The organism is Chitinivibrionia bacterium, assembly GCA_009779925.1.
Taxonomy (GTDB): Bacteria; Fibrobacterota; Chitinivibrionia; order Chitinivibrionales; family Chitinivibrionaceae; genus WRFX01.
Window position 1 is genome coordinate 55,749 of sequence record WRAZ01000005.1, and the last position, 13,064, is coordinate 68,812.

At 44.3% G+C, this 13,064-nt stretch carries 9 protein-coding genes; 3 read left to right on the plus strand and 6 right to left on the minus strand.

Annotated features, from left to right (window positions below):
• Positions 1 to 240: 240 nt before the first annotated feature.
• From FWE23_03250 to FWE23_03270, 5 genes are all read right to left on the minus strand, one after another.
• The gene (locus tag FWE23_03250) at positions 241 to 930 is read right to left on the minus strand and encodes a hypothetical protein (GenBank protein ID MCL2844454.1); all 690 of its coding nucleotides are present in this window, start codon (positions 928 to 930) and stop codon (positions 241 to 243) included.
• 233 nt (positions 931 to 1,163) lie between these two features.
• On the minus strand, positions 1,164 to 2,201 hold the full coding sequence (locus tag FWE23_03255; protein MCL2844455.1) for an extracellular solute-binding protein: 1,038 nt from the start codon (positions 2,199 to 2,201) through the stop codon (positions 1,164 to 1,166).
• A gap of 17 nt (positions 2,202 to 2,218) precedes the next feature.
• On the minus strand, positions 2,219 to 3,025 hold the full coding sequence (locus FWE23_03260) for an ABC transporter permease (GenBank protein ID MCL2844456.1): 807 nt from the start codon (positions 3,023 to 3,025) through the stop codon (positions 2,219 to 2,221).
• Entirely contained in the window at positions 3,022 to 3,864 is an 843-nt protein-coding gene (locus FWE23_03265) for an ABC transporter permease (GenBank protein MCL2844457.1), read from the minus strand. The genes FWE23_03260 and FWE23_03265 overlap by 4 nt, the downstream gene beginning before the upstream one ends.
• A complete protein-coding gene (locus FWE23_03270; protein MCL2844458.1) occupies positions 3,861 to 4,967 on the minus strand; it encodes an ABC transporter ATP-binding protein in 1,107 nt (368 codons plus the stop codon). Before FWE23_03270 ends, FWE23_03265 begins: the two co-directional genes overlap by 4 nt.
• A gap of 252 nt (positions 4,968 to 5,219) precedes the next feature.
• Between FWE23_03270 and FWE23_03275 the strand changes: the two genes are divergently transcribed.
• The 3 genes from FWE23_03275 (at position 5,220) to FWE23_03285 (ending at position 8,476) form a co-directional block, all read left to right on the plus strand.
• Positions 5,220 to 6,239 (plus strand): InlB B-repeat-containing protein, encoded by a 1,020-nt coding sequence (locus FWE23_03275; GenBank protein MCL2844459.1) that lies wholly within the window; start codon positions 5,220 to 5,222, stop codon positions 6,237 to 6,239.
• A gap of 2 nt (positions 6,240 to 6,241) precedes the next feature.
• Positions 6,242 to 6,883: a hemolysin III family protein gene (locus tag FWE23_03280; protein MCL2844460.1), complete on the plus strand. Its 642-nt coding sequence runs from the start codon at positions 6,242 to 6,244 to the stop codon at positions 6,881 to 6,883.
• A gap of 93 nt (positions 6,884 to 6,976) precedes the next feature.
• Positions 6,977 to 8,476 (plus strand): Do family serine endopeptidase, encoded by a 1,500-nt coding sequence (locus tag FWE23_03285; protein ID MCL2844461.1) that lies wholly within the window; start codon positions 6,977 to 6,979, stop codon positions 8,474 to 8,476.
• 539 nt (positions 8,477 to 9,015) lie between these two features.
• Here FWE23_03285 and FWE23_03290 read toward each other — a convergent pair.
• Entirely contained in the window at positions 9,016 to 13,059 is a 4,044-nt protein-coding gene (locus FWE23_03290) for a hypothetical protein (GenBank protein MCL2844462.1), read from the minus strand.
• Between the last annotated feature and the right edge of the window lie 5 nt (positions 13,060 to 13,064).

Below are 13,064 nucleotides of genomic sequence, written 5' to 3' on the forward strand. Positions count from 1 at the left end.
CCTATGCCTGATGTGAAATTTCGATAAAAAACAGAAAAATCCGCTTGAAAAGCTGTGTTTGGGTGAGTTTTACGCTACAAAAAAACGGTCGTTTTTTTGTAGCGGGGGTGGGTTTGTGGAAAATTTGGAATTTCAAATCCCCTGTTCTCTGTACTAAGAAGATATGTTATTTACAGGAAAAAGTCAAAAGTAAAATTGAAAATCTATAAAATTAGGAATGGCATATAGTATTTTATTTAGTTAATATGTTTTAATAGAATCGGTATTTACGACATAAGAATCGCCTTTTTGTCTTATTACGCCTATTCCGTATTTATCGGCTTCTTCGATGACGGCATTTGCGAAAGAAAAACCTGCTACAGCCAAGTATATCTTGGGCTCTTTTATTTCTTTAAAATACTTTTTGAATTGCGCAAGTTTTGTAGTTGCCAATCTTTTTACAAAACTGGGGTGTATTCTATTCTTAACTTCAATAATTGCCGCCGACTCTCCGTTTACCAAAACGATGTCAAATTCGCAATTTTCTTTTCCTACAATTTTCCAATTCGGATACATTTTATCAAATTTTATGCCGGCAAAATTAAGATTCTGCGCAAAAACAGACTGAAAAAACTCTTCTGCTTCAAATCCGTGGTTATCTGTAATTCCGACAACTGTTTCTTTAATTCCAACAACTGTTTCTTTTAATTTATCCAAACTTTCATCTAATTTTGCAAGACGTTTATCGGCTGCGGCTGCGCGCTCCATTGCTTCAGCCCTTTCTTTATCTGCGCGCTCCATTGCTTCAGCGGCACGCTTCCTTTCTTCGGTAGCACGCTCCCTTGCTTCCTCCTCGTTTCTTTTTTGCAATTCCCGAATCTCCGCAAAACCTTTCATGTTTTCCGCCATTGCCGCTCTTATTGCAGCCATCTCTTCTTGCCATTTTTCCATAATGCTTGCCTCGCCTTGTTGTTTTATTTAAGGTTTTTATGTCTTATAAAATACTATTTGTTTGATAGGACTGCGGTTATTTGGTGTTTTTTTGTGAAAAATTGCAGAAAAATGCGAAAACGCGCTCTCACATCCCCAACTTCTTCATCTGTCCTTGCATTGCGCCGAATTTTCCGCCTTTCTTTTTTTATTTAAACGGGCGACCGCTCTCGGTCGCCCCTACGAAAAAAAAACTACCTTCCCACTCGGATTTCTTGCCAAATTCGGTTGTACATTGTTAGATATGCGCCTAAATCTTCCATAAATTCGCCGTTTGCCAAATCTTCTATTTGGTAGCGAGGGTCTTCGGTCATAAATTCGCGCGCGGGGATATTTATTGACGGTAATTCAAAATAATCCATTATTTGCGCATAAATTTCGGGCTCGTGGATGAAATTGATGAATTTGTGCGCCAATTCCACGTTTCTTGCGTTTGCGGGGATTACCATATTGTCTATGTACATCGGACCGCCCTCTCTTGGAATAAAGAAATGCGTGTGGTTAAGCGCTCTGTCGTCGAGTTGCAAAAATACGTTTTCCGCGTAGCCGTGAACTACCCAAAATTCGCCTGTGGCAAAACCTCTGCCGAAAGTTTCGGCGTCAAATCTTACTATGTTTTCGCGCCACTGCATTATAAGGTCTCTCGCTTCTTCGAGTTCTGCCTGAGCGGTGCTGTTAATGGGATATCCAAGCGTTGCGAGAGCGGCGCCCATAACTTCGCGCATATCGTCCAAAAGGGTCATTCTGCCGCGGAGTTCGGGATTTTCAAAAATTCTCCAACTCTCTTCAAAGTCTTGCACTTTAGCGGTGTTTACGGTTATTCCCGCCATTCCGATTGCAAAAGGAACGCTGAATTTCTGTTCGGGGTCAAAGATTATTTTTGCGAGGACTTCGGGGTCGAGATGTCTCAGATTGGGGACTAAAGAACGGTCGATTTCTTGGAGCATATTGTTTCTTATCATCATAGAAACGTGGTCGCCCGAGGGAACAACTACGTCGTATTGCGCGCCGCTTATCTTAAGTTTTGCAAACATCTCTTCGTTCGACGAAAATACGTCGTAAACTACTTTTACGCCGTAGCGTTTCTGGAACTGTTTTATTACGTCTTCGGGCATATAGTCCACCCAGTTGTAAACGTAAAGGCGCGGTTTGCCCGTTCCACAGCCCGAAATCACAAGTCCCGCGGCAAGCGCCGCAATTACAATAATGGCAACTCTGACAGCCATTTTCATAAAAACCTCCTTATGGTTTATTGTTGTTTATTGTTATCAAACATATATTTTACTACGTTTCTCGCCAAAATCGCCAATATCACCGTTGCGATTATCACAACCACCGAAAGCGCGTTAATTACAGGCGAAACGCCAAATCTTATCATAGAAAACACGTGTATCGGAAGCGTTGAAGCGCCCGGTCCGGCAACAAAAAATGTTATTACAAAATCCTCCAAAGAAAGAGCCACGGCTATAAGAAAGCCCGAAATTATCCCCGTCATTGCGGAGGGCAAAATCACTTTTGAAAGCACCTGAAATTCGCTTGCTCCGAGGTCGTATGCGGCTTCTATTATGGAAAAATCGAACGACTCCAAGCGCGCCATAACCACCATAAGCACAAAAGGGATGTTAAAAGTGGTGTGCGCCAAAAATATGGTGAACAAACTCAGCGGCAAATTTATTCCCGCAAAAAATATAAGCAACGACACGCCTATAATTATTTCGGGAATAAGCATAGGAATAAACGCGGCGGTTTTTATTGTGTTTTTGAAGCGAAAACGGTAGCGATAAAGTCCTATTGCGCCCAAAGTTGCTATAACGGTGCTGACGGTAGCCGACGAAAAAGCAATTATCGCGCTGTTTGCAAACGACTGCCAAAGCCGCGCCGAATTAAAGAAAAGTTCGTTGTACCATCTAATCGAAAATCCCTCCCAGTTCATCATTCTGCTTGAGTTAAACGAAAAAATTATAAGAATTACAAGCGGCAAATACATAAAAGCGACGGCAAAAATAAAGCCGCTCAAAGAAAGTTTGCCTGTTTGGGCGCTTACTGCTTTTTTCATTGCGCAATCCTTTCGCTCGAGGGACGGTTAAGGCGCATAAAAATCAGTACGCCGACGGTGGTTATGGCGGTTAGGGCGACGGACAAAGACGAGGCGAGAGGCCAGTTTCGGGTTATCGTTATTTCGCGCGCGATTACATTTCCAAGCATAAACGAGTCTGCGCCGCCTATTATTTGCGGGATTGCGTAATTTCCGAAGGCGGGCATAAAAACAAAAATTGCGGCGGTGGTTATCGCGCCTCTTATGTTAGGCAGTAAAATGCGCGTGGTCGCCGTAAATTTGGTCGCTCCCAAGTCTCTTGCGGCTTCCACGAGCGAAAAATCGAACTTTTCTATGGTGGCGTAAAGCGGCAAAATCGCAAACGGCAAATACGTATAAACCGAAACCAAAATTACCGCGTTGGTGTTGTACAAAAACTGTATGTGCGCGTCAATCAACCCCAAAGACATAAGAAAATTGTTGAGTATCCCGTTGTTGCCCAAAATTGCCAGCCACGCGTACATCCGTATTAAAAAATTCGTTCCCAGCGGAATTATTACGAGGAGCAAAAAGAAATTTTTGTATTTGCTTCGGGCGATGTAATACGCGCAAGGTCCCGCAATTAACACTGCCGCCAAGGTTGTGGCGACGGCTATCCAAAGCGTGTTTAAGGCTATTCTCAATACGGTGGGATTGTAGAGCGTTCGGTATGCTTCCAAAGAAAATTGATGAACGACACCGCCGTTAAATCCTTTGGTCAAAAAGCTGTAATAAACAATAATGCTTATCGGGACAATGAAAAACACGGCGAGCCAAACGGTCGTCGGAGCAACGTAAATCGGACCTAAATTCTTCTTCAATTCTCGACCTCTACGATGTAGCCGTCGTCGCCGTCCCACCAAATATAAACGTCGTCTTTCCAATTTATCGCTTTTTCATCCATAAAGAAATTTACGTGTTGCCTGAAAACGCGAAACAGGGTGTTTTCCGTCAAAACAAAAAATTTGCTCTGAAAACCCGAGTAAATAACGTCGTCAACTTTGCCGTGCAAAAGGTTTGTGTGCGTGTTTAAGTTTGTCGGCTTTGAGTGCGAAATTCTGATTTTTTCGGGGCGAATTGAAATTTTTATTTTGTCGCCGACCTTAAGCGGCTTGTCTTTGTACGCGGTAATTTCGCCTAATTCGTCGAGCTTTATTTTTATGTAGTTATTTTCGAGAATTTCGACGACTTCTCCGCCGAAATAATTGGTTTCTCCTATAAAACTCGCGACAAATTTGTTCGCGGGACTTTCGTAAATTTCAAAAGGAGTGCCGATTTGCATTACTTCGCCTCTGCTCATTACGGCGACTCTGTCGGACACGCTGAGCGCTTCTTGCTGGTCGTGGGTGACATAAATAAAGGTTATGCCGACTTTGTAGTGAATGTTGTCGAGTTCTACGAGCATTCGTTGGCGAAGTTTTGCGTCAAGCGCCGAAAGCGGCTCGTCCAAAAGCAAAATGCTCGGCTCGTTTATGAGCGCGCGCGCTATTGCCACCCGCTGTTTTTGCCCGCCCGAAAGCTGAGACGGAAGTTTTTTTCCCTCTTCCGAAAGTTGCACAAGTTCCAAAAACTCTTGCACCTTATCTTTTACTATGGAATTGGACGTCTTTTTTAACCGAAGCGCAAAAGCGACGTTTTCAAAAACGGTCAAATGCGGAAAAAGCGCATAATTTTGGAACACGGTGTTTATAGGTCGTTTGTTTGCGGGGAACGGTATCATATTTTTTCCGCCCAAGACTACCAGTCCGTCGGTCGGCTCTTCAAACCCCGCGATTATTCGCAACAATGTGGTTTTACCGCAACCCGACGGTCCGAGTAATGAATAAAACTCCCCTTTTTTTATCTCAATCGAGACTCCTTTTAACGCCTGAAAATCCCCAAAATTTTTAACGACGTTTTTAATTGATAAGTGTTTCTCTTCCAATTTTCACAAACCCTACTTTCTCTGTAAACCCCCTGCCTATAACTCAGTTTTTCACGAACAGGGTTTTAATATCATAAAATCCAATCTCGTGTCGCATAATATATTATTTGCCGAAAGATACAAGGGAAAAATGTGAAAATATTGCAATTTGTTGCAAATTATATTTTTTATCTGTTGCAATATTGTATTTTGTTTCCTCTAACTATAGCGAATACTGTGAAAATTTTATGAGAAAAAGGAAAAAATTGCGTTATGAAGAGCAATATCTTTCTGAAATTTTTTGTCGCGTTGGCAATCTTTGCCTCGGCAAGTTTCTTTGCAGTCGGCTGCGTTGATTTTGAAACGGGTCATATCGGCGATTGGGGGCAGGCGGAGCTGGACAATAGGCTTATAAACAGCTCAACCAACGCTTGGATTGACAGCGTGGTTAACGACGTCGGCTACGTTTTTAATTCGGACGGAACGTTTTCGCGAATAGAAAATTTCGGCTCGCAATGGTCGCCGTCTTGGAGATCGGTCGGCGGGGGAACGTGGCATACAAGCAACAACAATCAACTTACGCTGACTTGGCAAAACTTTAACGTAGATAACTGGATTTATTTTGTGCACAACAACAATCTTACTGTAAACGGTCGAAATTTTGTAAGAAGAAGCGGGCTTAACGTAAGCATTACAATAACTTTCAATTCTCAGGGCGGCACTTTCTTTTCGCCGATAACGCTTTTGGCGGGCACGCAAATAAATTTACCAACGCCGACCCGAAATAATCACACGTTTAACGGTTGGTTTACGTCGGCGGTCGGCGGTACAAGAGTTGGCGGCGGCGGAAGCAATTACACGGTAAACTCCGAAATCACGCTGTTTGCTCAATGGACGTCAATCGGCGACGGCGGCGGTCAGGTCGGGCGAGACGGCAGATTGGTAAATTCCTTTGGCGAGGCTTGGATAATGGGCGGCGACGGCTTTGTTTTCCACTCTAACGGAACATTTTCGGACATAGAAAGAATTGACGGCGCGTGGTATGCTTGGAACGACGGCACGTGGCACACAATCGATAACAGCCGACTGTTTTTAGGGTCGGGCGGCTTTAATACGGACGTTTATTCTTATTCGATATGGGGCAATACATTGTCGCTCAGCGGCTGGACTTTCCAGAGAACAAGCGGCATTACGGTAAGCCACGCCGCAAGAAGCGCGCGCAATAACGACGAAGAAGAAGCGGAAAAATCACCGTTCAGAAAATTTCGCGAAGAAAGAATGGCGAGGCAATAACAATGGATAAAAAAGAACTGCGCCGCGAAATGGCAAACGCAATAACGCACGGAATGGGCGTTTTGTTCGGAGTGGCGGCAATTCCCTTGCTTTCGGCAATCGGCGCGGGAACGGGAAACACCGCGGGAGTTGTCGGCGCAACAATTTACGCGTTCAGTTTTCTTATGCTTTTTACGTTCTCAACTCTTTATCACAGCACCCAAAATCCCGACGCAAAACAAATACTTCGCAAGCTCGACCACATTTCGATTTACGTCCTTATCGCGGGAACATACACGCCGTTTTTGCTTATTTATATGCTTGACCCGTTCGGAATAACTCTGCTTTCAATTCAGTGGTCTTTGGTTGTTTTGGGGATAATTTTCAAGGTGTTTTTTACGGGACGTTTTAAGTTTGCAAGCACCGCAATATACATAATTATGGGCTGGCTTTTGCTTGTCGGCGGCAAGCGTTTTTTTGTGGAACTGCCCGTTCCCGTGCTTGTAATGCTGATTGTCGGCGGCGGACTTTACACATTGGGCTGTTTCTTTTATCTGTTTCGCAAAATCTATCATTATCACGCAATATGGCACATTTTTGTGCTGAGCGGGGCTATTTGTCAATATGTTTCGGTGCTTTTGGCGGTAATGATAGCGAGCAGATAAGAAAAAAAATGGCGTTTTTTTGAAACAAAATGCTGTTTCGCGGTATCTAAAGTAAAGAAAAAAATTTGAACTTTTTTGAATAAGGAGAATTTAATGTTAAATCGCAAATTTATTTCAGTGGCTACACTTCTTGCAGGCGTTCTTTTGGGAGTTGGATTTTCGGCGGTGGCGAGCGAGCGGGTTTTTCCAAAGCGCGGAAGCGTGCAATTTGGCGCAACCCAGCGCCCCAAGGTGAACGTATCGCCCGAATTCGCCGCGTTTTCGACAGTATTTGCCGACATTGCCGAGAGCGTAATTCCGACGGTGGTGTCAATCACTTCCACTCACATCGACACGGTTTTAGTCCGTCAAAACCCCTTTGACTTCTTCGGTTTTCCATTTTTTGGCGGCGACCCGCGGCAACAGCAACAACAACAGCCTCAGGCGAGAGAAAGACGTCAGAGCGGCGCGGGGTCGGGCGTTATTGTGTCGAGCAACGGCTACATTTTAACGAACTCGCACGTTGTTCACGGAGCAAGCGAAATAAGAATTACGCTTCACGATGAGCGCGAATTCGACGCGGAAATAGTCGGCGTGGACACCCTTGCGGACGTCGCCGTCATCAGAATTACAAACGACGTCAACGATTTGCCCGTAGCGTATTTGGGTAATTCCGACGAACTGCGCCCCGGCGATTGGGTTATGGCTGTGGGAAATCCGTTCGGCTTGTCATCGACCGTGACCGCGGGAATAGTTTCTGCGCTCGGACGTTATACCAGAAGCGACCAATTCCAGAATTTCATACAAATCGACGCCGCAATAAACCCCGGTAATTCGGGCGGCGCGCTTGTGAATATCAGAGGAGAGCTTATAGGAATTAACACAATGATACTAACACGTTCGGGCGGCTATATGGGAATAGGCTTTGCAATTCCAATCCTACAAGCGCGAAACATTATGGAGCAGTTGATTTACACGGGCGAAGTGCGCCGCGGCTGGCTCGGCGTAAGCATAGCGGGTATGGATCAAACAATGCTCGACGCCCTTGGACTTCGCGAACGAGGCGTTTTAATTAACGAGGTATTCGAAAACGAGCCCGCATACAGAGCGGGAATACAAGCCGGCGACGTAGTAATGTCGCTTGCAGGCAGAAGAACAACGGGACCAAACGATTTGCGCAACATCGCCGCGCTTCTTGTAGCAGGCGAAACCTATCCGATAGAAATTATCCGCGGCGGCAGAAGACAAACGCTCAATATTACCCCGACCGTCAGAGGCGAAAGCCCGCAAGTCGCCGCGCGAAATCAAAGACAACGCCGAAACGCCGACGAGCCGCAAACCGTTGACTTTATGGGAATGACCGTCCGCGAAACCGACGAGGGCGGCGCAATAATGGTGTCCGTGGTAGCTCCGAATTCCGTATCAGCTCGCGCAAACGTAAGAGCAGGCGACAATCTTCTTGCAATAAAAACCGCGCCCGACAGACCTTTCGCCCAAGTAAAAACGCTAAAAGAACTAAACCGAGAAATCGGCAGAATAGGCGCCCAACCGATAGTCCTCCAATTCAGCCGCGGCGGACAAAGATTTTTCGTAAGCCTACGCCCCGAGAGGTAAGTAAACGCAGAATAATATAAAAAAGCGCCTCGTAAAATTTACGGGGTGCTTTTTTATAAAAAACACCAGTTTTCTCAAATTTCCCCATTTCATCGCAAGCAAATATTATATTCTCAATACCACAAATGCGGAGATAGTTGAGATGTCTCAACTTTTTCCCTATTTTTTTTATTGCTCTTAAATGTGCAAAATAACCTGTAGGTTGTTCTGCCGTTTCTATTTGAGGTTAATATTTATATAGGCATATTCCGCATTTGTGGTAAAATAACGATTATGGGCAGAACAGCCCTAAAACGTTTATTTTTATTCAATATAATGTGGGAGGGTTGCATTTTGGGCAAAATCAAACTTATTCAGATATTGACAACGGTATTCGTTGTCGTTGCGGTTGTTTTAGCGGGAACTAAACGACAAAATGCGCAGTAGTCGCCGATTAGCGAATGTTTCGGCGATACCCCGCCGAGATTTAGCGACGGCGCCTACTGCTTTTGTAATTAGGTGAAAAATGGCGGAGTGTTTTTGTTTTTTTGTGTTAATCCTCAATCAAAATCATTAGCAAACGGTCTCGGTCTTCTTCTTATCGGTAGTCTTAACTGAACGCCTACGCTTGGGTTTGAAATGAAGTCTTGGGTTTCTCGTTCTCTGAAAAATCCGTAGTTTACATCAAACATAAGGAATGGGAACGGCTGATATTCTATTCCGATTTTGTGAGTTGGAATTAATTGAAATTCATCGTCGGTGGCAAAACCTCCCTGATACCTCAAAAAGATTTCGTTGTTTATGTATCTGCCCGCTACAAAACTCGCGTTTGCAAAAAGCAGATGTTCCCAATCGGTGGATAGGTTTTCGTCTAATTGCCGCGCCGTCAGAAAGTCAACGGTGTTGCCTATTATTGTGCTTTCAAAGCGAATTATATCGAGCCCAACTCTTCTGGCGAGTTGACGACCCCAATAATTTAAGAAGAAACCCGTTATATATGCGTCGCCGATACCTGCCGCTATCGTTCCCGGGTTTTCTATGAAGTCTCTTCCGACGTCCTCAAAAAATTCAGCGGCGAATTCGTCTTGGGGAGTGTGGCGATTATCACCTTCGGGAACGATTACAAGTTCGGTGAAACGTCCGCGGTCTCGTAATTCGCCCGTTTGCGGGTCGCGGGTTTTAAGGCGCACGGTTATTCTTTCCATACGGTCTTTGTCGGAATTGGTTTGCGCGCTTCCCCAGATTATAGGCAGGTTGTCGTAGCCTGAACCGTCGGGGAGCAACTCAGGTTGAAAATCAAGCCCTACTTCAAAGTTTCGGTCAAACATTCTGCCGAAAAATATAAAGCCGTTGAACGAACGCAACTGCCCCGTTATCCGCAAAGTGCCGTTTGCGTCGTTTCCGCGTACGCCTACTGTGCTACCCGACGGGTCTAACGTGCACTCGATAAGACGAAATCCGCGCCGTCTGTCTTCGCGTCCTGTTTGGAAGAAATAGTTCACAGTTCTGTCGGCAGGGCGAATGTTCAGGTCAAAATATATATGAGGGATTGGGTCAATGTCAACCTCCCATACAACGTCGTCCAAAAGCGGGAAAGTTATTTCGGCTCTTCGGAGTAAAAGCGTTCCCGCAAGCATTACAAAACCTTCGGGATGGCTTGCGACCGTAAATGTTGGAATATTGCCTTTAGGCGCGGTTTCTATGTAGCCGACGTTTCCTCGGCGGTTTTCCATAAAGCCGGGCAAAAATACGGGAATTCCGCCTCTGCCCGTCCAAACTCTGAGCACACCGAAATCCAAATTGGCAAAGCGAAACGGAGTAAGTTCTCCGACGTTGTGGTCGTTATTTATTCTGAGAGTTCGCCGTCTCAAACCGCTGTTAAGGGCAAGCGATACCCTGCCGTCCTCCAAAACTTGGATGTTTGCAGAGACGTTTTCCAAGGTGTCGCGGGCGAAAGGATATACTGCTAATTGCGCTTGGGAAATCGATACTCTGCTACCTTGCCGAATTTCGAGCTCGCCGTCTCTTATGCCGCCCGAAATCCTGATTTCGCCTACGCCTTTACCTCCAACGGGGCTTTCGGGAAACGTACCCGCCGCCGCCAAAAAATCGCCTTTCAGTTCGACCGAATATTGCGCGTCTCCAATTCTGAAATTTTTATGGTCTGCCCTGAAATTTGCAGTTGCGCTTATTCCCAAAATTTCGCCTTCAAAACTTTCAAGAATAATGCTGTCTTGCGTCGCTACAATTTTTGCCCTTAGTTTTTGCGCTGAAAATCTTTCGTAAGAAACGCTGTTCGACATAATTTCGGCGAGAATTTTATCGCCCTCCAAGTTTACGAGCATAGATATTTTTCCCGAAACGTTTTGCGCCTCCGTAATATTGAAAAACGGAAGAACCAGCCGCAAATCCAAACTGTCTATATCGATTTCGCCAAAGATTTGCTCGTCTTTTCTTTTTATTTCTCTTGCATTTATAATCGGTTCTCCGCTTTTTTCTACCGTTAATTCGGGAATGTTAAAATTGCCGTTGAGAGACGAAAATGAAGTTCGTATTTCTATGTTTTCGAGGTGTTCTATTTTCAGATTTCGCACGGAAATTTTGCCTGAAGTTTGGATTTCGTCTAAGTTTCCGCTTAAATTTACGTATCCGCTGAATTCTCCGCCTTGCAATAAATTGTCATTTTTGTCCTCTTCGTTTCTTGGGATGAAAGCGTTAAAAAAGGTTAGCGGAAATCGCTCTACTCTGACCTCGCCCGAATTTATCCTTGAAAAATCTTCCGAAAAATTTGCATTCGCCGAAATTCCGTTTCCCGCCAAAGCGACAGTCCAGTCGCTGTCTGTCGAGTAATTTATATTTCCGCTGAACGAAAGAGCGGTTTGGGGTGATTTCTGCCAGCGAAGCGAGTTTATTGTGATGTCTCTTTGGTTTTCGCTTATTTGCCCTGCGGAAGCCAACGAAAAATTTCCGTAATTCGGAATGACGAAAGACGCGCTTGTGTTAAAATTTAAATGTGAAACATCACCGTAAATATTGCCAGAAACGCTCGCTCTTTCTAAATTTACGGCTTCCTGCCCAAAGAATTGCAAAACTTCCCGCATTGTGTTTTCGCCTACTTTTAAGTCTGCGGAATACGCAAAACTTTCGCTCAAAGAAACACTTCCCGAAAGTTGAAAATCGCTTGAGTTCAGAGTGAAATTAAGAGTGTCTCTCGAATTTTTTGCTGATATTTTCGGCAGTTGTAAGACGTTTGTCGGTCTTTGCAGACGCATATTGTTTGATTCGAGCGAAATATGCGGGAAACTTACAAAATCGTCGCTTTTTATCGCCATTTTTACGCTTGCTTTTGCCGAAGTCGTATCATATAATTGTGTGCTGAGGTTAAAATTTCCCGAAAGCGAATAATTTATTCCCGGAACAACAAATCCCGTAAAATGTCCCTTGCCGAATTGTTTTGATGTCATATCCAAATTCTGCAAATTTACTCTTCCCGCAGATGAAATATCTCCGTTTGCGGTAAAATTAAGCAGATTTTCGGCTTTTTGGCTGACGGCGCCGACGCATTGAAATTTTATTTGCGGATTTAGAATATCATCCAAACTGAAATTAAGTTTTTTTGTTATAAGCAGATTTTCGTCAACAGGGATTTTCAGATTTATAACGCCTTCCGTTTGCCCGTTTTGCGCTAAGTTCATTTTTGCAAAGGCGTCCATTTGACCTATTCCGAAATTTGCCGCGAAATTTTGCATATAAACAATTCCGCCGCTTGCCAAAAAATCAAATCCGCCCGAAAAGGTAATTCCTCGCTCTTGTTGGTTAACTTTAATATTTTTTACCGCCAACTCGCCGCTTGGAACTATAGCTTCGGGAAAATAATCTTCTTTGAAAAAAAAGTCCATTTGCCCGTCCAATACAAACGAAATATCTCCGTCCAATTCCATTAGCGGCGATAAAACTTGCACGTTCGAGAAGTTTGTGCTCAAAAATTGCCTGTCGCTTTGTTGGGAAATTCTTGCGGAAATTTCTATGTTGTTATGTTTTGCATCTCCCGATATTCCGCTCAAATTTACGCTTAATTCTTCGTGTCTGCGAAATAAATCACCGTTCAGCCCGCTGAAATTTGCCAAAATTCGGTTGGTGCGCGTAAGTATAAGTATTTCGCAATTTCGGATAAGCGCTGTCTGAAAGGGAACGTTTTCCAAAATCATACTACTCCACTCGGAGACCAAAAGGCGGGGGATTTCAATTTCGTCGCTGTCTTGCATTTCGCTTTCGGCATAAATGACAAATCGCAATCTCGGGTTTATAATAGTGATTTTATCGACAAAATCCTGCGGATTAAAATTCCGCCTCAAGCGCGGTATTTGTATAAGCCCTACGTTAATTTTGATTTTTTCTATTTGAACGCTGAACGCCTGCGAACGTTGAGCGAGCGAAAAATTACTGACTGTTGCCGAAAAAAATCCTATATGAATGTCGTCTATAGAAATTTGCGCGCCTGTTGCCTCGGCTATAATTCGTACAACGGCTTCTCGGATTTGATTTTGCGTACTCGCTTGTATAAAATAAGTATAAATGGCGCCTGTTGCCAGCAAAAGCAGCAAAACAA

Excerpts from the sequence above, each read along its gene's own strand:
- FWE23_03250 (MCL2844454.1), bottom strand. The coding sequence starts at position 930 with ATGGAAAAATGGCAAGAAGAGATGGCTGCAATAAGAGCGGCAATGGCG.
- FWE23_03255 (MCL2844455.1), bottom strand. The coding sequence starts at position 2,201 with ATGAAAATGGCTGTCAGAGTTGCCATTATTGTAATTGCGGCGCTTGCC.
- FWE23_03260 (MCL2844456.1), bottom strand. The coding sequence starts at position 3,025 with ATGAAAAAAGCAGTAAGCGCCCAAACAGGCAAACTTTCTTTGAGCGGC.
- FWE23_03275 (MCL2844459.1), top strand. The coding sequence starts at position 5,220 with ATGAAGAGCAATATCTTTCTGAAATTTTTTGTCGCGTTGGCAATCTTT.
- FWE23_03280 (MCL2844460.1), top strand. The coding sequence starts at position 6,242 with ATGGATAAAAAAGAACTGCGCCGCGAAATGGCAAACGCAATAACGCAC.
- FWE23_03285 (MCL2844461.1), top strand. The coding sequence starts at position 6,977 with ATGTTAAATCGCAAATTTATTTCAGTGGCTACACTTCTTGCAGGCGTT.